Below are 17,318 nucleotides of genomic sequence, written 5' to 3'. Positions count from 1 at the left end.
GCAGGCTCTTTCCCTTTAGTCGATGACTTTCGGAACCAGATACAGGCCGTTTTCGACCGCTGGCGCGATGGACTGATAAGCCTCGCGATGATTGGACTCGGTCACAACGTCTGCGCGCAGGCGCTGGCTGGCCTCCAGTGGGTGGGCCAGGGGCTCGATACCGTCGGTATCGACTGCCTGCATTTCATCCACCAGCCCGAGAATGCTGTTCAGGGCGGAGGTGATGTGTGGAAGATCGCTTTCATTGAGCTTGATGCAGGCCAAATGAGCGATTTTTTCCACGTCGGAGCGTTCAAGCGCCATGGGATTCTCCAGTGGAAAACAGAACGGATCTCGTCCGTGTGTTAGATTGTCGGAACACTACCGCATTTCTACGGTCTTATGGCCGCGATTGTGGGGGTTGGTGCACAGAAAAGCGGTCAATTTAACATATTGGCGCCTTGCCCAAAATCCCTGTCGTTGTTAGAGTTTGCCGCACTTTTTTACCCACGCGTTGCCTAGGGTCCCTTCCCCATGTTCAAGAAACTGCGTGGCATGTTTTCCAGCGATCTTTCCATTGACCTGGGCACTGCCAACACCCTTATTTACGTGCGCGAGCGCGGTATTGTCCTGAATGAACCATCAGTTGTGGCCATTCGGACCCACGGTAATCAGAAAAGTGTTGTGGCGGTTGGTACTGAAGCCAAGCGCATGCTCGGTCGTACTCCGGGCAATATTGCAGCCATTCGTCCGATGAAAGACGGCGTGATCGCCGACTTCAGCGTCTGCGAAAAGATGCTGCAGTACTTCATCAACAAGGTTCACGAAAACAGCTTCCTGCAGCCTAGCCCTCGTGTGCTGATCTGCGTTCCATGCAAGTCCACCCAGGTTGAGCGTCGTGCCATCCGTGAATCGGCCCTTGGCGCCGGTGCCCGTGAAGTGTTCCTGATCGAAGAGCCGATGGCTGCTGCCATCGGTGCCGGCCTGCCGGTTGAAGAAGCCCGCGGTTCGATGGTGGTGGACATCGGTGGTGGTACCACTGAAATCGCCCTGATCTCCCTGAACGGTGTGGTGTATGCCGAATCCGTCCGTGTCGGCGGCGACCGTTTCGACGAAGCGATCATCACCTACGTGCGTCGCAACTACGGCAGCCTGATCGGTGAATCCACCGCCGAGCGCATCAAGCAGGAAATCGGCACCGCTTACCCGGGCGGTGAAGTACGTGAAGTCGACGTACGTGGTCGTAACCTGGCTGAAGGCGTGCCACGTGCCTTCACCCTGAACTCCAATGAGGTGCTGGAAGCTCTGCAAGAGTCCCTGGCCACCATCGTTCAGGCAGTGAAAAGCGCCCTGGAGCAATCGCCTCCGGAGCTGGCTTCGGATATCGCCGAGCGTGGTCTGGTACTGACCGGTGGTGGTGCATTGTTGCGTGACCTGGACAAGTTGCTGGCCCAGGAAACCGGTCTGCCGGTGATCGTCGCCGAAGACCCGCTGACCTGTGTCGCTCGTGGCGGTGGTCGTGCATTGGAAATGATGGACAAGCACACCATGGACCTGCTCTCCAGCGAATAACATCGCTGCGAGGTCTATGCTGTTGCGCCCACAGGCAGCACTTTGCAGTGCTGCCTGTGGCGTTTATCTTCTGTCAATCTGCATCCAGGCCGGTTTGATGCCGTATGAATAAACACAACATTTGCCTGGGAGGAGCGGCTTATTAAACCGCTTTTCGCCAAAGGTCCCTCATTAGGCGTGCGCCTCCTGGTGCTGGTCGTGCTGTCGGTCGCACTGATGGTGGTCGATGCCCGCTTCACACTGCTCAAGCCAGTGCGTAGCCAGATGTCGCTGGTGTTGATGCAGTCCTACTGGATCACCGACCTGCCACAACGGCTATGGCAAGGTGTGGCCAGCCAGTTTGGCAGCCGTACCGAGCTGGTGGCCGAAAACGAAAAACTCAAGACTGAAAACCTGCTGTTGCAGGGACGCATGCAAAAGCTCGCGGCCCTGACCGAGCAGAACGTGCGCCTGCGTGAGTTGCTCAACTCTTCGGCGCTGGTCAACGAGAAGGTCGAAGTGGCCGAGTTGATCGGCATGGACCCGAACCCCTTCACCCATCGCATCATCATCAATAAAGGTGAGCGTGATGGTGTGTTCCTCGGTCAGCCGGTGCTCGATGCCCGAGGCCTTATGGGGCAGGTGGTCGAGTTGATGCCCTACACCTCTCGTGTCCTGTTGCTGACCGACACCACCCATAGCATTCCGGTTCAGGTCAACCGCAACGGCCTGCGCGCCATCGCCAGCGGCACCGGTAATCCGGAGCGCCTGGAGTTGCGCCATGTGGCCGATACTGCCGACATCAAGGAAGGCGACCTATTGGTCAGTTCCGGTCTTGGCCAGCGTTTCCCTGCCGGCTATCCGGTGGCCACGGTCAAGGAAGTGATTCACGACTCTGGCCAGCCCTTCGCTATTGTGCGAGCAGTGCCCACTGCAGCGTTGAACCGCAGCCGTTACCTGCTGCTGGTGTTCAGCGATCCACGTACCGCTGAAGAGCGGGCCAACGATGCCGCCCAGGCCCAGGAGGCCCAGGACCGACAGGGTGGCAACGCGACGCCGGTGGTCCCGGCCACAGTACCCAAGCCTGCAACAGCTCCGGCCGGGGCGGCCAATGCTGCTCCGGCGCCAGCCGCGGCGACGCCGGTCAAGCCTGCGGCCCATGCTCCGGTCAAGCCGGTTCATAAACCTGTGGTGAAACCGGCGGCTGCCAAGCCACCGGCAGCGGTACCGGCCACCACCGGAGGAAGAGAATAATGGCGGGCAGTACCTATTCACGAAACGGCTGGATTGTCTGGCTGACATTCCTCATCGGCCTGCTGCTGAGCGTGTCGCCGTTGCCACAGTTCATGGAAATCCTGCGCCCATTGTGGCTGGCTCTACTGCTGGCCTTCTGGGCCTTGGCCCTGCCGCACAAGGTGGGGATGGTCACCGCCTGGTGCCTGGGGCTGGCCGAGGATGTGCTCTATGGCACCCTGCTGGGGCAGAACGCCTTGATCCTGACGTTGATCACGTTCCTCGTGCTGTCCCTGCAGCAGCGTCTGCGGATGTTCCCGATGTGGCAGCAGAGCTTGGTGATCCTGGTGATCTTTGGCCTGGCGCAGCTTGTGCAGCTATGGCTCAGTGCCCTGACCGGCAATCGTCAGCCGACCCTGGCCTTGGTGTTGCCGGCGCTGGTCAGTGCCTTGTTGTGGCCCTGGGTCAGCTTTGGCCTGCGTGGTTTGTGCCGACGTTTCAAAATCAATTAATTCGGTCAGGCATTGGCCCGTACCTCGACAGGGAGATGTCTTGATGAGTCCGCTTTACCTCGCTTCGGGTTCACCCCGTCGGCGTGAGTTGCTCACGCAGATTGGCGTACCTTTCACCGCCATCAATGCGGATATCGATGAAACCCCGCTGGCCGATGAGCCTCCTGCCGCCTACGTCGAGCGCCTGGCTCGGGGCAAGGCAGCGGCCGGTCGCGGGTTGATCACCAGCAGTGAATCCCAGGCTCCGGCTTGCGTGCTGGGCGCCGATACTGCGGTGGTGCTCGATGGGCTGATTCTTGGCAAGCCGCAGGATCAGGCCGATGCCCTGGCGATGCTTATGGCGCTGTCTGGACGCGAACACGAAGTGCTGACTGCGATTGCCTTGCTCGACGGTGATCGTTGCGAGTCGCTGGTGGTGCGTAGCCTGGTGCGTTTTCGCCCCATCTCGGCCGAAGAGGCAGCGCTCTACTGGGCCAGTGGCGAGCCTGCGGATAAAGCTGGCGGTTATGCGATTCAGGGACTTGCGGCGGTGTTTGTGTCCGGGCTCAATGGCAGCTATTCCGCCGTGGTCGGCTTGCCGGTGTGCGAAACCGCAGAACTGCTCGGCCATTTCGGCATACCCTGTTGGCAAAACCTTCCAGTGCGCTAAAGCGCCGTACCCAACTACTGCGGCCCTCTATGAACACGCCTGAACGAGACACTGCCATGAGTGAAGAGATTCTGATCAACATCACGCCGATGGAATCGCGGGTGGCGGTGGTCGAAAACGGAGTGCTGCAAGAGGTTCACGTCGAGCGCACCCAGCGCCGGGGCATTGTCGGCAACATCTATAAAGGCAAGGTGGTGCGGGTATTGCCGGGCATGCAGGCAGCCTTCGTCGACATCGGCCTGGATCGTGCGGCCTTTATCCATGCTTCGGAAATCTCCAACCGCGAAGGCCCGGCAGTCGAGAGCATCAGCGCCCTGGTGCACGAAGGGCAGAGCCTGGTGGTGCAAGTCACCAAGGACCCCATTGGCTCCAAGGGCGCACGCCTGACCACCCAGCTGTCGATCCCGTCCCGCTACCTGGTGTACATGCCGCGTACCGCTCATGTTGGTATCTCGCTGAGGATTGAAGACGAGGCCGAGCGTGAGCGCTTGAAGCAAGTGGTCAGCGATTGCGTGGCCCAGGAAGGCATCAAGGAGGCTGGCGGGTTCATCCTGCGTACCGCCGCCGAGGGCGCCGGGGTCGACGAGATCATGATGGACATCCGCTACCTGCGCCGGCTCTGGGATCAGATCGGTATGCAGATCAAGACCATTGGCGCACCCAGTGTGATCTACGAGGACCTCGGCCTGGCGCTGCGTACCCTGCGGGACCTGGTGAGCCCGAAGATCGAGAAGATCCGCATCGATTCCCGGGAAACCTTCCAGAAGACTACCCAGTTCGTTGCCGAGCTGATGCCGGAAATCGCCGATCGCCTGGAGCATTACCCTGGTGAGCGCCCGATCTTCGACCTGTACGGCGTCGAGGATGAAATCCAGAAAGCCCTGGAGCGCAAAGTGCCGCTCAAGTCCGGTGGCTACCTGGTGGTGGACCCGGCGGAAGCCATGACCACCATCGACGTCAACACCGGGGCCTTCGTCGGCCACCGCAATCTTGAGGAAACCATCTTCAAGACCAACCTCGAAGCCGCCACCGCCATTGCCCGGCAATTGCGCCTGCGCAACCTCGGCGGGATCATCATCATCGACTTCATCGACATGGAAGATGAGGAGCATCAGCGGCAGGTGCTGCGCACTCTGGAGAAGCAGCTGGAGCGCGATCACGCCAAGACCAACATCATCGGCATTACCGAACTCGGGTTGGTGCAGATGACGCGTAAGCGGACCCGGGAAAGCCTCGAGCAGGTGCTCTGCGAACCCTGCAGCAGTTGCCAGGGACGGGGTAAGTTGAAGACGCCAGAAACCGTCTGTTACGAAATATTCCGTGAAATCCTCCGCGAAGCTCGGGCTTATCAGGCAGAAGGGTATCGGGTGCTGGCCAATCAGAAAGTGGTTGATCGTTTGCTGGATGAGGAGTCCGGTAACGTTGCGGAGTTGGAAGGTTTTATTGGCCGGACCATCAGGTTCCAGGTCGAAACCATGTATTCCCAGGAACAATACGACGTGGTGCTGCTCTGATTCCGCGTGCTTTACATCAGTGGAAACGGCTGGCTTCAGCTTTTTGCATGACTTTTGCCATGGGAGCCAACTGAAATGGAGCGGCTGATCCGCCTGTTCACCACGCTGACTCGCTGGGGGCTGGGCCTCTGTGCGTTGGCGCTGGTGATGACTGCCTTGTATGTCAGCCTGGGGCGCGAACTGACTCCGTTGGTGGCTGAATACCAGGCTGAAGTTGAAGCCAAGGTACAGCAGGCCGTGGGCTTGCCGGTACATATCGGTAGCCTCGAAGGCCGCTGGAGAGGCTTGTCACCGATCCTGCTCGCCCATGACGTGATGGTCGGCGAGGGCGCCAATGCCTTGCGCCTGGATCAGGTGAGTGTGGCGCCGGATGTGCTTGGCAGCCTGCTGGCGGGTGAGCTGCAGATTGGACGCCTGGAACTCAGCGGCCTGAGCCTGAGCCTCAAGGAGGGGGTGGACGGCCAATGGCAGTTGCAAGGCCTACCAGTGCAGCAGGATCAGCCAGTGGACCCCGAGCAATTGCTGACCCGCCTGCAGCAGGTGGCGGAACTGTCGGTGTTGGACAGTCAGATCACCTTGTTGCCGCAAGATCATCAACCGCTTGCCCTGACCTATGTCGGACTCAACCTGCGTACCGGCCCCAGTCGCCAGCGCCTGGATCTGCGCCTGACCCTGCCGGACGGCCAGCCCCTGGCCTTGAACCTGCGCACGCGGATCCGTGCCGACGCCTGGCGTGACGCTCAAGCCGACCTGTACCTGAGTCTGCCGCAAAGTGACTGGTCGCGCTGGCTGCCGGCTCGCCTTACCCAGGAATGGAAACTGTCCGCGCTCAAGGCCGGCGGCGAGCTGTGGCTGAACTGGGGCCAAGGCACGGTGCAGAACGCCACGTTGCGCCTGAATGCACCGCAGTTCACCGCTGCCTATGCCGAGCGTGCCCCGGTGACCCTGAAGAACCTGGCCTTGAACGCCTACTTCCAGCGCAGTGAACAAGGCTTGCAGGTGCAACTTGATTCCCTGGCGCTGAACCTCGGCGAGACTCGCTGGGAGTCTCGCTTGCTAGTGCAGCAGACCAAGGCCACGGAACAAAGCGAAGAACTCTGGCAGTTGCAGGCTGATCGCCTGGATCTGACCCCGGTAACGCCGATCCTCCACGCGTTGGCGCCGTTGCCGGAGGCGCTGGCCACGACCATCGATCGCCTGAAGGTCACCGGTGGGCTGCGCAATGTGCTGCTCGACTACCGGCCCCAGGCCACCGACGATCAGCGTCTGAGCTTTGCTGCCAATCTCGAACGCGTCGGTTTCGACGCCTATCATGGTGCCCCGGCAGCGCGGAACGTCAGCGGTAGCATCAGCGGCGACCTGGGCAAGGGCGAGCTGCGTATGGACAGCAAGGATTTCTCCCTGCACCTGTTCCCGATTTTCGCCAAGCCCTGGCAGTATATCCAGGCCAACGCCACCTTGACCTGGACGCTCGACAAGCAAGGTTTCACTCTGATTTCCCCCTACCTCAAGGTGCTCGGAGAGGAGGGCAAGATCGCCGGCGATTTCCTGATCCGTCTGCATTTCGATCACAGCCAGGAAGACTACATGGACCTGCGGGTCGGCCTGGTCGATGGCGATGGGCGCTACACCGCCAAGTACCTGCCGCAAATGCTCAACCCGGCGGTGGACGAATGGCTGCGCACGGCGATCCTCAAGGGCGCGGTGGACCAGGGTTTCTTTCAGTACCAGGGTTCGCTGAACCATGACGCCATCGAGGCGGCCCGCAGCATCAGCCTGTTCTTCAAGGTGCATGACACCGAGCTGGCGTTCCAGCCGGGCTGGCCGCACCTGAGCAAGGTCAGTGGGGATGTGTTCGTCGAGGACAGCGGGGTGCGCATCGTCGCCAGCAAAGGGCAGTTGCTGGACACCAAGGTACGGGATGTGTTCGTCAACATTCCCCATGCCGCCAGCGGTAAGAGTGCCCATATGTTCATCGACGGTGGTTTTGCCGGTGGCCTGGGGGACGGGGTAAAGATTCTCCAGGAGGCACCGATCGGAACCGCCTCGACCTTTGCCGGCTGGCAAGGCGAGGGTGACCTGCAAGGCAATCTGGATTTGGACATTCCCCTGGTCAAAGGCGAAGAGCCGAAGATCGTGGTGAACTTCAAGACCGACAACGCGCGACTCAAGCTCAGTGAGCCGGAACTGGAATTGACCCAGCTCAAGGGCAATTTCCGTTTCGACAGCGCTAAGGGCCTCAGTGGCGAAGGCATCAGTGCCCAGGCCTTCGACCGACCGGTGAGCGCGCAGATTTTCGCTGATGGCAAACCTGGCAAGCCCAATACTCGAGTGGTAGCCAAGGGGCAGGTGGCGGTGAAGAAACTCACCGACTGGCTGCAAGTCAGCCAGCCGCTGCCGGTGTCTGGCGAGGTGCCGTATCAGCTGCAATTGAACCTCGACGGCGCTGACAGCCAGTTGATGGTCAGTTCAAGCCTCAAGGGCGTGGCGGTGGATCTGCCGGCCCCGTTCGGTATGGCGGCCAGCACTGGGCGCAACAGTGTGTTCCGCATGACCTTGCAAGGGCCCGAGCGACGTTACTGGTTCAATTACGGCGAGTTGGCCGATTTCACCTTTGCCGCGCCCAGCGGCAAGCTCGCCGAGGGGCGCGGCGAGCTGTTCCTTGGTGATGGCGCGGCTTTGCTGCCCACTGTCAAAGGGCTGCGGGTCCGCGGGATTTTGTCCGAGCTGGATGTAGAACCCTGGAAAGCCCTGGTGGATCGCTATGCTGGGCAGGACCCGGGCGGCAGCGCCAAGCAGTTGCTCAGCAGCGCCGATTTCAAGGTCGGTACGCTCAGTGCCTTCGGCACCCGCCTGGATCAGGTCAACCTGCTGTTGATGCGTAAGCCAGCTGCCTGGGAGTTGCAGATCGACAGTCAGCAGGCCAAAGGCAAGGTCGGCATGCCCGATGCCAAGACCACGCCAATGGCCATCAACATGCAATACGTGCGCTTGCCGGCCGCTGACCCTGCGGCGCAGGCCGATGAGAATGCCCCCGATCCGCTGGCGTCGGTGGACCCCAAGAATGTTCCGCCGCTGGATATTGCCATTGAGCAGCTGTTTCAGGGCTCTGACCTGATCGGCCGTTGGGCACTCAAGGTGCGGCCAACGGCCAAGGGCATGGGCTTCAACAGCCTGGACCTCGGACTCAAGGGCATGCAGTTGCAAGGCGAGGGTGGCTGGGAAGGCCAGGCCGGTGCCAGCAGCAGTTGGTATCGTGGTCGCATTGCCGGCAAGAACCTCGCAGACGTGCTCAAGGGCTGGGGTTTTGCGCCTACGGTTACCAGTGAAGACTTTCACTTGGACGTTGATGGTCGTTGGCCGGGCTCGCCGGCCTGGGTCGGCCTGAAGCGTTATTCCGGAAGCCTGGACGCCACCTTGCGCAAGGGCCAGTTCGTCGAAGTCGACGGCGGGGCCCAGGCGTTGCGGGTGTTTGGCCTGCTCAACTTCAACTCCATTGGTCGGCGCTTGCGCCTGGACTTCTCCGACCTGTTCGGCAAGGGCCTGAGCTATGACCGGGTTAGGGGGGTGCTGGCAGCGAGCAACGGCGTCTATGTCACCCGTGAGCCGATCACTCTCACCGGACCGTCGAGCAACCTGGAGCTCAATGGCACCCTGGACATGGTGGCCGACCAGGTGGATGCCAAGCTGCTGGTGACCTTGCCGGTGACCAACAACCTGCCGATTGCCGCGCTGATCGTCGGCGCGCCAGCGGTGGGTGGGGCGTTGTTCCTGATCGACAAGCTGATCGGTGATCGGGTGGCGCGCTTTGCCAGCGTCAAATACAACGTCAAAGGTCCGTGGAAAGAGCCAAAAATCACCCTCGACAAGCCGTTTTGAGAATCCTCGATTCGCCCCTATGGAGTAGCATGGCGGCCTACCCAACACGGAGTACGCCATGTCTCTTGCGGTGATTCAAATGGTCAGCCAGAGCGATATCCTGGCCAATCTGGCGCAGGCTCGTGGCCTGCTTGAACAAGCAGCTGCCGGCGGTGCAAGGCTGGCGGTGCTGCCAGAGAATTTCGCCGCTATGGGGCGCCGTGACATGGCCGTCATCGGGCGTGCCGAAGCCTTGGGCGAAGGTCCGATCCTGCCGTGGTTGAAACAGGCCGCCCGCGACCTCAAGTTATGGATAGTGGCCGGTACCTTGCCGTTGCCGCCCGAGGATCAGCCCGAGGCCAAGTCCAATGCCTGTTCGTTACTGGTGGATGACCAGGGGCAGGTCGCTGCGCGTTACGACAAGCTGCATCTGTTCGACGTCGACGTGGCGGACAATCGAGGGCGCTACCGCGAATCCGATGACTATGCTCATGGAAACCGCGTGGTGGTGGCTGATACGCCAGTGGGGCGATTGGGGCTGACCGTCTGTTATGACCTGCGCTTTCCCGAGCTGTACAGCGAGTTGCGGGCTGCAGGGGCGGAGTTGATTACCGCGCCTTCGGCGTTTACGGCGGTCACCGGTGCCGCGCATTGGGACGTGCTGATTCGTGCCCGGGCCATCGAAACCCAGTGCTACCTGCTGGCGGCGGCGCAGGGCGGCGTTCATCCCGGTCCGCGGGAAACCTACGGACATGCGGCCATAGTCGATCCCTGGGGACGGCTGCTGGCGCAACAGGATCAAGGTGAGGGTGTGCTGCTGGCCGAGCGCGACAGCAGTGAACAGGCGTCCATTCGGGCGCGGATGCCGGTGTTCAGTCACCGGCGCATTTTCTCGCAAGGCGTTCAACGACTTGCATAAGTACGACGAATTTAAGGCCAAAGCATATGAGTGGGTTGTTGTCCTCAGTCAGTGAACATCTACTAGCCCCTGGCGGCGTGACCATCGAAAGCCTGCAGGGCGTGCTGGGGGATCTGGCCGGCCCGGGCATCGATGCCGCCGACCTGTATTTCCAGGGACAGATCTCCGAATCCTGGTCCCTGGAAGACGGGATCGTCAAGGAAGGCAGTTTCAACCTCGACCAAGGGGTCGGGGTGCGTGCGCAATCCGGTGAGAAGACCGGCTTCGCCTACAGCAACGCCATCACCCTGGAAGCCCTGGGCCTGGCCGCCCGTGCGGCGCGCTCAATCTCCCGGGCCGGGCAGAACGGCGCCGTGCAGGCGTTCACCACCCAGGATGTGGCGCAGCTTTATGCGCCGGACAACCCCCTGGAAGTCCTCAGCCGAGCCGAGAAAGTCGAGTTGCTCAAGCGTGTGGACGTGGCAACCCGTGCCCTGGACCCGCGTATCCAGCAGGTCAGCGTGAGCATGGCCGGGGTCTGGGAACGGATCCTGGTGGCTTCCACCGACGGCGGCCTGGCGGCGGATGTGCGGCCGCTGGTGCGCTTCAATGTCAGCGTCATCGTCGAGCAGAACGGCCGCCGCGAACGCGGTGGCCACGGTGGCGGCGGACGTACCGATTACCGTTATTTCCTCAGCGAAGACCGTGCCATGGGTTATGCCCGTGAGGCGCTGCGCCAAGCCCTGGTCAACCTCGAAGCGATTCCGGCGCCAGCTGGCACCTTGCCAGTGGTGCTCGGCTCCGGCTGGTCCGGGGTGCTGCTGCACGAGGCAGTGGGCCACGGCCTGGAAGGCGACTTCAACCGTAAAGGCAGTTCAGCCTACAGCGGGCGCATGGGTGAGATGGTGGCCTCGAAACTCTGCACCATCGTCGACGACGGCACCTTGGCCGGACGCCGTGGCTCGCTGAGCGTGGACGATGAAGGCACCCCGACCGAGTGCACCACGCTGATCGAGAACGGCGTGCTCAAGGGCTACATGCAGGACAAGTTGAATGCCCGGCTGATGGGTGTGGCACGTACCGGCAACGGTCGCCGCGAGTCCTACGCGCACCTGCCGATGCCGCGCATGACCAACACTTACATGCTGGGTGGCGAAAGCGATCCGGCGGAAATCATCGCCTCGGTGAAGAAGGGTATCTACTGCGCCAACCTCGGTGGTGGCCAAGTCGACATCACCAGCGGCAAGTTCGTGTTCTCCACCAGCGAGGCGTACCTGATCGAAGACGGCAAGATCACCGCGCCGGTCAAGGGCGCAACCCTGATCGGCAACGGCCCTGAAGCCATGAGCCGAGTGTCGATGGTGGGCAATGACCTGTCCCTGGACAGCGGCGTCGGTACCTGCGGCAAGGATGGGCAATCGGTGCCGGTGGGCGTCGGCCAGCCGACCCTGAAGATCGATGCGATCACCGTGGGCGGTACAGGGGCATAAGAGAGGAGGGGCGCCGGGTGAGTTGCTGGGCAACTCACCCGTGAAAGGCTCAACGCAGACCGCGTTGAGTCTCGTCCAGTTCGCGGATGTACTTGAAAATTTTACGGCTGGAGGCCGGCGCCTTGTTCTGGGCCACCTCATGCTGGGCCTGACGGATCAGGGAGCGCAGCTGCTGGCGATCGGCGTCCGGGTATTCGCCGACGAACTTTTCCAGCACGTCATCGCCACCGCCGATCAGGCGGTCACGCCAACGTTCCAGGTTATGGAAGCGTTCGTTGTATTGCCGGGTGGAGGCATCGAGTTGATCAAGCAATTGCAGAATCGCGTCGGTGTCCTGGTCCCGCATCAACTTGCCGATGAATTGCAGGTGGCGTTTACGGGCGATATGGGCGACGTGCTTGGGCGCATCCGCCAGGGCCCGGCGCATAGCGTCGGTCAGGGGCAGTTTGGCCAGCAAGTCGGGCTTGAGAGTGGTAAGGCGCTCGCCGAGATCAACCAGAGCATGCAGCTCGCGTTTGACCTGGGTTTTGCTTTTTTCCCCATCGAGGGAGGCGTCGTAAGAATCAACCATGGTGGCAGTCCGCAAAGAAACGCCGCCATGATAACCAGTCGAGGGCCGCTTGTCCGGCCCGGTCGCTCGCCGGCCTTAATCGAAAGCAGAATTTGAGTGGAGAACACCATGAGTGCAGCACAAAGCGTCGGCCCACAGGCTTTGCCGGCCCTGCAGGAGCAAGTCGAGCAGATCATCGCCGAGGCCAAGCGCCAGGGGGCCAGTGCCTGTGAAGTGGCGGTGTCGCTGGAGCAGGGGCTGTCGACATCGGTGCGCCAGCGGGAAGTGGAGACCGTGGAATTCAACCGCGACCAGGGCTTTGGCATCACCCTCTACATGGGCCAGCGCAAGGGTTCGGCCAGCACTTCCGCCAGCGGTCCCGAAGCTATTCGTGAAACCGTGGCTGCGGCCTTGGCAATCGCCAAGCACACCTCCGAAGACGAAGCCTCGGGCCTGGCAGATGCCTCCTTGATGGCCAAGGACCTGCAGGACTTCGACCTGTTTCATGCCTGGGACATCACCCCTGAGCAAGCCATCGAGCAGGCTCTGGCTTGTGAAGCAGCGGCCTTTGCCACAGATGCCCGGATCAAGAATGCCGATGGCACCACCTTGAGCACCCACCAGGGTTGCCGGGTCTATGGCAACAGCCATGGTTTCATTGGTGGTTATGCGTCCACTCGTCACAGTCTGAGCTGTGTGATGATTGCCGAGGCCGATGGCCAGATGCAGCGCGATTACTGGTATGACGTCAATCGCCAGGGCCAGTTGCTGGCGGATCCGGCGAGCATTGGCCAGCGCGCCGCCCAGCGTGCCGCCAGCCGCCTGGGTGCTCGTCCGGTACCGACCTGCGAAGTGCCGGTACTGTTTTCCGCAGAGCTGGCTGGCGGTTTGTTCGGCAGTTTCCTCGGGGCGATTTCCGGCGGCAATCTGTATCGCAAGTCTTCATTCCTTGAAGGCGCCCTGGGCCAGCAACTGTTTCCTGAATGGCTGACCATCGATGAGCGGCCGCACTTGATGCGTGCCATGGGCAGTTCGTCGTTCGACGGTGATGGCCTGGCGACCTACGCCAAACCTTTCGTCAAGGACGGTGAGCTGGTGTCCTATGTGCTCGGCACCTACTCCGGGCGCAAGCTGGGCATGCCGAGCACCGCCAACGCCGGTGGCGTGCACAACCTGTTCGTCACCCATGGCGATGAAGACCAGACGGCGCTATTGCGGCGCATGGGACGCGGCCTGTTGGTGACCGAGTTGATGGGCCATGGCCTGAACATGGTCACTGGGGACTACTCGCGTGGCGCGGCGGGGTTCTGGGTGGAGAACGGTGAAATCCAGTTCGCCGTACAGGAAGTGACCATTGCCGGTAATCTACGGGACATGTTCAAGCAGATCGTCGCCGTGGGCAGTGATCTGGAACTGCGCAGCAACATCCGCACCGGTTCGGTGCTGATCGAACGCATGACCGTCGCCGGCAGCTGATCAAGGCAGGCTTCAACGAAACGCGCGACCTTCACGGGTGGCGCGTTTTTTTGTGCCTGTGATTGTTCATGGGGGGATGAAAATTGCACAAGCTCAATTGATTTGATTCTCAATATCATTTAATAATGAATCTCATTATTCAATGAGCCCAGGTCATGAGTTCTGCCTTGCACGAGCAGCCTTATCTCGAAAGCTGGCGCTGGATGAGCCGCCAGATCCGTTGCGCACTGGAACCGGACGAGCCGCGTCTGATCGAGCACTACCTTGCCGAGGGGCGCTACCTGGCCTGCTGTACCGCCATGTCGTCCTGGACTGTCGCTGAAACCTCCTTCCGTTTGTTGATCGATACCGCTACCGATACCGCGCTGCCTTGGCATTGGCGCAGCCTGTGCCTGGACCAGGCGTGGAAGCCTTTACGCGACCTGGAACGGCTGTCTTTGTGCAAGTGCCGGCTCAAACGCTGGCAAAGCCATGCCTAGCAACTGGCGACCTGCTCGCTGTTGCCTTCCATTCCTCTGATTGAACTGGTGCAAGGATTCCCCGATGAGTAATACCCGTATCGAACGCGACAGCATGGGCGAGCTGCAGGTCCCGGAGCAGGCCCTGTATGGGGCGCAGACCCAGCGTGCGGTGGATAACTTTCCTATCAGTGGCCAGCGTATGCCGGCCGCCTTCATTCGTGCCTTGATCCTGGCCAAGGCCGCTGCGGCCAAGGCCAACGTCGAGCTTGGACAGCTCAGCGAGTCCCAGGGCAAGGCCATTGTCGATGCTGCCCAGGGCCTGCTGGAAGGCGACTTCATGCAGCACTTTCCGGTGGACATCTTCCAGACCGGTTCCGGCACCAGTTCCAACATGAACGCCAACGAAGTGCTGGCGACCCTGGCCAGCCGCCTGTTGGGCGAGGCGGTCAACCCCAACGATCACGTCAACTGCGGCCAGAGCAGCAACGACATCATTCCCACCACCATTCATGTCAGCGCAGCCCTGACTCTGCACGAGCAATTGCTGCCGGCGCTGGTGCATCTGGTGGCGGTCATCGAGCACAAGGCGGTGCAGGTGCATCCCTTCATCAAGACCGGTCGCACCCACTTGATGGACGCCATGCCGGTGCGCATGAGCCAGGTCCTGGAAGGCTGGGCGCAACAGCTCAAAGCCAACATCGCCCACTTGCAGGACCTGTTGCCGAGCCTGCAGTCCCTGGCTCAGGGGGGCACTGCGGTGGGCACTGGGATCAACGCCCATCCCGAGTTCGCGGCACTCTTCAGCCAGCAGTTGAGCAAGCTGACCCAGGTTCAGTTCACTCCGGGCAAGAACCTGTTCGCCCTGATCGGCTCCCAAGACACCGCGGTAACGGTATCCGGCCAGCTCAAGGCCACGGCGGTGTCATTGATGAAGATCGCCAACGACTTGCGCTGGATGAACTCCGGCCCCCTGGCGGGGCTCGGCGAAATCGAGCTGGAAGCCCTGCAGCCGGGGTCGTCGATCATGCCCGGCAAGGTCAATCCGGTGATTCCGGAAGCCACTGCGATGGTTGCTGCGCAGGTCATCGGTAATGACTGCACCATCACCGTGGCCGGGCAATCGGGCAACTTCGAGCTCAACGTGATGCTGCCGATCATTGCCCAGAACCTGTTGAGCAGCATCGAGTTACTGGCCAACTCCAGCCGGTTGTTGGCGGACAAAGCCATCGCCAGCTTCAAGGTCAATGAATCCAAGCTCAAGGAGGCGTTGTCGCGTAACCCGATCCTGGTCACCGCCCTGAACCCGATCATCGGTTATCAGAAGGCCGCAGAAATCGCCAAGACCGCTTACAAGCAGGGACGTCCGGTGATCGACGTAGCGCTTGAGCACACCGATCTGTCGCGTAGCCAGCTTGAGATCCTGCTGGATCCGGAAAAACTCACCGCTGGCGGCGTGTAACCCTCGACACCGCTTTGGAGGCTCACCATGGAGCACTGGAAACGCACGATCGAAAGGGCTAATCGCTTGTTCATGCAGGGGGAGCTGGTGGATGCCCGCGAGTTCTACCTGCAGGCGCTGGCCCTGGCACAGGTGTTGTTCGAGCGCTGGTCGAATCCCGACGAAGCGGTAGCGGCTTGTGTGATTTCCCATCACAACCTGGCGGACCTGCATTTGCGTCTGAACCAGCCGGAGGAGAGCGCGGAGTACCTCTGCGCTATCCACCAGCGCCTGCTGCAGACCATGCAGGACGCTCGCCTGGCACCGGCCCTGCGGGAAGCGGCGCTGCGCCAAAGCAGCAAGACCTACGTCGAGTTGCTCAATTTCATTGGTGAACACGGTGAATACCCCCGTAATCACCGTTTGCTGGACAGCAATGTCGCGCGGTTGTCCTCCGACGGCCCGACACCCGACAGCCCCTCTTTTGGAGTGCACTGAATATGTCCTTTACCTTGCCTGCCTTGCCTTACGCCTACGACGCCCTGGAACCGCACATCGATGCGCAGACCATGGAAATTCACTACACCAAGCACCATCAGACCTACATCAACAATCTCAATGCCGCTGTGGAGGGCACTGAGTGGGCAGGGTGGGAGGTGGAAAAGCTGGTGGCCAGTATTCAACAATTGCCGGAAAAACTCCGTGCTGCGGTGATCAATCAGGGCGGTGGTCATGCCAACCACTCGCTGTTCTGGGCAGTGATGACGCCTGCGGGCGGCGGCAAGCCAGAGGGCGCTCTGGGGCAGGCGATCGAGCAGCAGTTGGGTGGCTTCGAGAGTTTCAAGGACGCCTTCACCAAGGCCGCGTTGACTCGCTTCGGCAGTGGCTGGGCCTGGCTTAGTGTGACGCCGGGGAAAAAGCTGGTGGTGGAGAGCAGCGGTAATCAGGACAGTCCACTGATGAATGGCAACACGCCGATTTTGGGCCTGGACGTCTGGGAGCACGCCTATTACCTGCGTTATCAGAACCGGCGACCCGAGTACATCAATGCCTTTTACAACGTCATCAACTGGCCGGAAGTTGCTCAACGCTATCAGGCCGCGATGGCTTGAGATTTTCTACCAATAAGAACTAAGGCCGACTATGGGCACTGAAACACTGGCGATCAGCAGCGGACGGATGTTTCGTTATGCCTTCGGTTCGCTGTTGCTGTTGGCGGGTACCGCATTGCTGGTGGCTCAAGGGCTGAGCTGGCTTAATCTGGAACCGCGATTATTGCGGGCATTGCAGGGAGGATCGATCTGCGCATTGGGCACGGCGCTGGGGGCTGTCCCGGTATTGGTGATCCGCAGAATGCCGGTGGCCGTGAGTGACACCTTGCTCGGCTTTGGGGCCGGCGTGATGTTGGCGGCGACAGCGTTTTCGTTGATCGTTCCGGGTATCGCTGCCGCTCAGAGCCTGGGCTTGTCGGCCTGGAGCTCCAGCGGCCTGATCAGTCTCGGCATCATGCTCGGTGCTTTCGGACTGTTCCTGGTGGACCGCAAGGTCTCAGCAGGCAGTCCGGAAACGCTGGTGGGTACTCCCGAGCATCCAGTCATTGCCCCGAGAATCTGGCTATTTGTGTTTGCCATCATTGCTCACAACATTCCGGAAGGGATGGCGGTCGGGGTATCGGCGGGCGGGGGAATGCCCGATGCGGACAGCCTGGC

15 protein-coding genes and 1 pseudogene are annotated in these 17,318 nt (G+C 61.0%); 14 read left to right on the top strand and 2 right to left on the bottom strand.

The annotated features are described in order from the left end of the window. Window positions 1–15: 15 nt before the first annotated feature. Window positions 16–303, bottom strand: a complete 288-nt coding sequence (gatC, locus tag GV818_RS21935) for an Asp-tRNA(Asn)/Glu-tRNA(Gln) amidotransferase subunit GatC (protein ID WP_161755635.1) — start codon at window positions 301–303, stop codon at window positions 16–18. Window positions 304–513: 210 nt separating this feature from the next. Here gatC and mreB point away from each other — a divergent pair, with 210 nt between their 5' ends. The 8 genes from mreB to tldD all read left to right on the top strand — a co-directional run bounded on the left by mreB (window position 514) and on the right by tldD (window position 11,684). After that, window positions 514–1,551, top strand: coding sequence for a rod shape-determining protein MreB (gene mreB, locus GV818_RS21930; protein ID WP_002555108.1), 1,038 nt, complete (start codon window positions 514–516; stop codon window positions 1,549–1,551). Between the two features lie 141 nt (window positions 1,552–1,692). After that, a complete protein-coding gene (mreC, locus tag GV818_RS21925; protein ID WP_161755873.1) occupies window positions 1,693–2,784 on the top strand; it encodes a rod shape-determining protein MreC in 1,092 nt (363 codons plus the stop codon). After that, window positions 2,784–3,275 (top strand): rod shape-determining protein MreD, encoded by a 492-nt coding sequence (gene mreD / locus GV818_RS21920; RefSeq protein ID WP_161755633.1) that lies wholly within the window; start codon window positions 2,784–2,786, stop codon window positions 3,273–3,275. Before mreC ends, mreD begins: the two co-directional genes overlap by 1 nt. A gap of 43 nt (window positions 3,276–3,318) precedes the next feature. Then, window positions 3,319–3,924, top strand: a complete 606-nt coding sequence (locus GV818_RS21915) for a Maf family protein (protein ID WP_161777502.1) — start codon at window positions 3,319–3,321, stop codon at window positions 3,922–3,924. A gap of 56 nt (window positions 3,925–3,980) precedes the next feature. After that, complete coding sequence (rng, locus tag GV818_RS21910) at window positions 3,981–5,438, top strand: ribonuclease G (protein WP_161777501.1); 1,458 nt, start codon at window positions 3,981–3,983, stop codon at window positions 5,436–5,438. A 75-nt stretch (window positions 5,439–5,513) separates the two neighbouring features. Further along, complete coding sequence (locus GV818_RS21905; RefSeq protein ID WP_161777500.1) at window positions 5,514–9,317, top strand: YhdP family protein; 3,804 nt, start codon at window positions 5,514–5,516, stop codon at window positions 9,315–9,317. Between the two features lie 58 nt (window positions 9,318–9,375). Further along, window positions 9,376–10,215, top strand: a complete 840-nt coding sequence (locus GV818_RS21900; RefSeq protein ID WP_161777499.1) for a carbon-nitrogen hydrolase family protein — start codon at window positions 9,376–9,378, stop codon at window positions 10,213–10,215. Window positions 10,216–10,241: 26 nt separating this feature from the next. Further along, window positions 10,242–11,684 (top strand): metalloprotease TldD, encoded by a 1,443-nt coding sequence (gene tldD / locus GV818_RS21895; RefSeq protein WP_161755623.1) that lies wholly within the window; start codon window positions 10,242–10,244, stop codon window positions 11,682–11,684. 49 nt (window positions 11,685–11,733) lie between these two features. Here the strand turns inward: tldD and yjgA are convergent, their stop codons facing one another. Beyond that, window positions 11,734–12,255, bottom strand: a complete 522-nt coding sequence (gene yjgA / locus GV818_RS21890) for a ribosome biogenesis factor YjgA (RefSeq protein WP_161755621.1) — start codon at window positions 12,253–12,255, stop codon at window positions 11,734–11,736. 108 nt (window positions 12,256–12,363) lie between these two features. On the opposite strand from yjgA, the gene pmbA reads away from it, so the two are divergent. The 6 genes and pseudogenes from pmbA to GV818_RS21860 form a co-directional block, all read left to right on the top strand. Then, the gene (gene pmbA / locus GV818_RS21885) at window positions 12,364–13,710 is read left to right on the top strand and encodes a metalloprotease PmbA (protein WP_161755619.1); all 1,347 of its coding nucleotides are present in this window, start codon (window positions 12,364–12,366) and stop codon (window positions 13,708–13,710) included. A 155-nt stretch (window positions 13,711–13,865) separates the two neighbouring features. Further along, a pseudogene (locus tag GV818_RS21880) lies at window positions 13,866–14,261 on the top strand (FagA protein). After that, window positions 14,254–15,630, top strand: coding sequence for a class II fumarate hydratase (locus GV818_RS21875; RefSeq protein ID WP_161777498.1), 1,377 nt, complete (start codon window positions 14,254–14,256; stop codon window positions 15,628–15,630). Before GV818_RS21880 ends, GV818_RS21875 begins: the two are co-directional and overlap by 8 nt. Window positions 15,631–15,657: 27 nt before the next feature. Beyond that, window positions 15,658–16,107 carry a hypothetical protein gene (locus tag GV818_RS21870; protein ID WP_161777497.1) on the top strand — a complete coding sequence of 150 codons (450 nt, stop codon included), beginning with the start codon at window positions 15,658–15,660 and terminating at the stop codon, window positions 16,105–16,107. 2 nt (window positions 16,108–16,109) lie between these two features. Then, entirely contained in the window at window positions 16,110–16,721 is a 612-nt protein-coding gene (locus GV818_RS21865; RefSeq protein WP_161755611.1) for a superoxide dismutase, read from the top strand. 31 nt (window positions 16,722–16,752) lie between these two features. After that, on the top strand, window positions 16,753–17,318 hold a 566-nt coding region (locus GV818_RS21860; protein ID WP_372242113.1), incomplete at its 3' end, for a ZIP family metal transporter.

This window comes from Pseudomonas sp. Fl4BN1 (genome assembly GCF_009908285.1).
Taxonomy (GTDB): Bacteria; Pseudomonadota; Gammaproteobacteria; order Pseudomonadales; family Pseudomonadaceae; genus Aquipseudomonas.
The sequence above is the reverse complement of the archived record's forward strand: the minus strand, read 5'-3'. Positions and strand labels throughout refer to the sequence as shown.

Bases quoted from the DNA above. Each gene is read 5' to 3' on its own strand.
- gatC (WP_161755635.1), bottom strand. From the start codon at position 303: ATGGCGCTTGAACGCTCCGACGTGGAAAAAATCGCTCATTTGGCCTGC.
- mreB (WP_002555108.1), top strand. From the start codon at position 514: ATGTTCAAGAAACTGCGTGGCATGTTTTCCAGCGATCTTTCCATTGAC.
- mreD (WP_161755633.1), top strand. From the start codon at position 2,784: ATGGCGGGCAGTACCTATTCACGAAACGGCTGGATTGTCTGGCTGACA.
- GV818_RS21915 (WP_161777502.1), top strand. From the start codon at position 3,319: ATGAGTCCGCTTTACCTCGCTTCGGGTTCACCCCGTCGGCGTGAGTTG.
- rng (WP_161777501.1), top strand. From the start codon at position 3,981: ATGAGTGAAGAGATTCTGATCAACATCACGCCGATGGAATCGCGGGTG.
- GV818_RS21905 (WP_161777500.1), top strand. From the start codon at position 5,514: ATGGAGCGGCTGATCCGCCTGTTCACCACGCTGACTCGCTGGGGGCTG.
- GV818_RS21900 (WP_161777499.1), top strand. From the start codon at position 9,376: ATGTCTCTTGCGGTGATTCAAATGGTCAGCCAGAGCGATATCCTGGCC.
- tldD (WP_161755623.1), top strand. From the start codon at position 10,242: ATGAGTGGGTTGTTGTCCTCAGTCAGTGAACATCTACTAGCCCCTGGC.
- yjgA (WP_161755621.1), bottom strand. From the start codon at position 12,255: ATGGTTGATTCTTACGACGCCTCCCTCGATGGGGAAAAAAGCAAAACC.
- pmbA (WP_161755619.1), top strand. From the start codon at position 12,364: ATGAGTGCAGCACAAAGCGTCGGCCCACAGGCTTTGCCGGCCCTGCAG.
- GV818_RS21875 (WP_161777498.1), top strand. From the start codon at position 14,254: ATGAGTAATACCCGTATCGAACGCGACAGCATGGGCGAGCTGCAGGTC.
- GV818_RS21870 (WP_161777497.1), top strand. From the start codon at position 15,658: ATGGAGCACTGGAAACGCACGATCGAAAGGGCTAATCGCTTGTTCATG.
- GV818_RS21865 (WP_161755611.1), top strand. From the start codon at position 16,110: ATGTCCTTTACCTTGCCTGCCTTGCCTTACGCCTACGACGCCCTGGAA.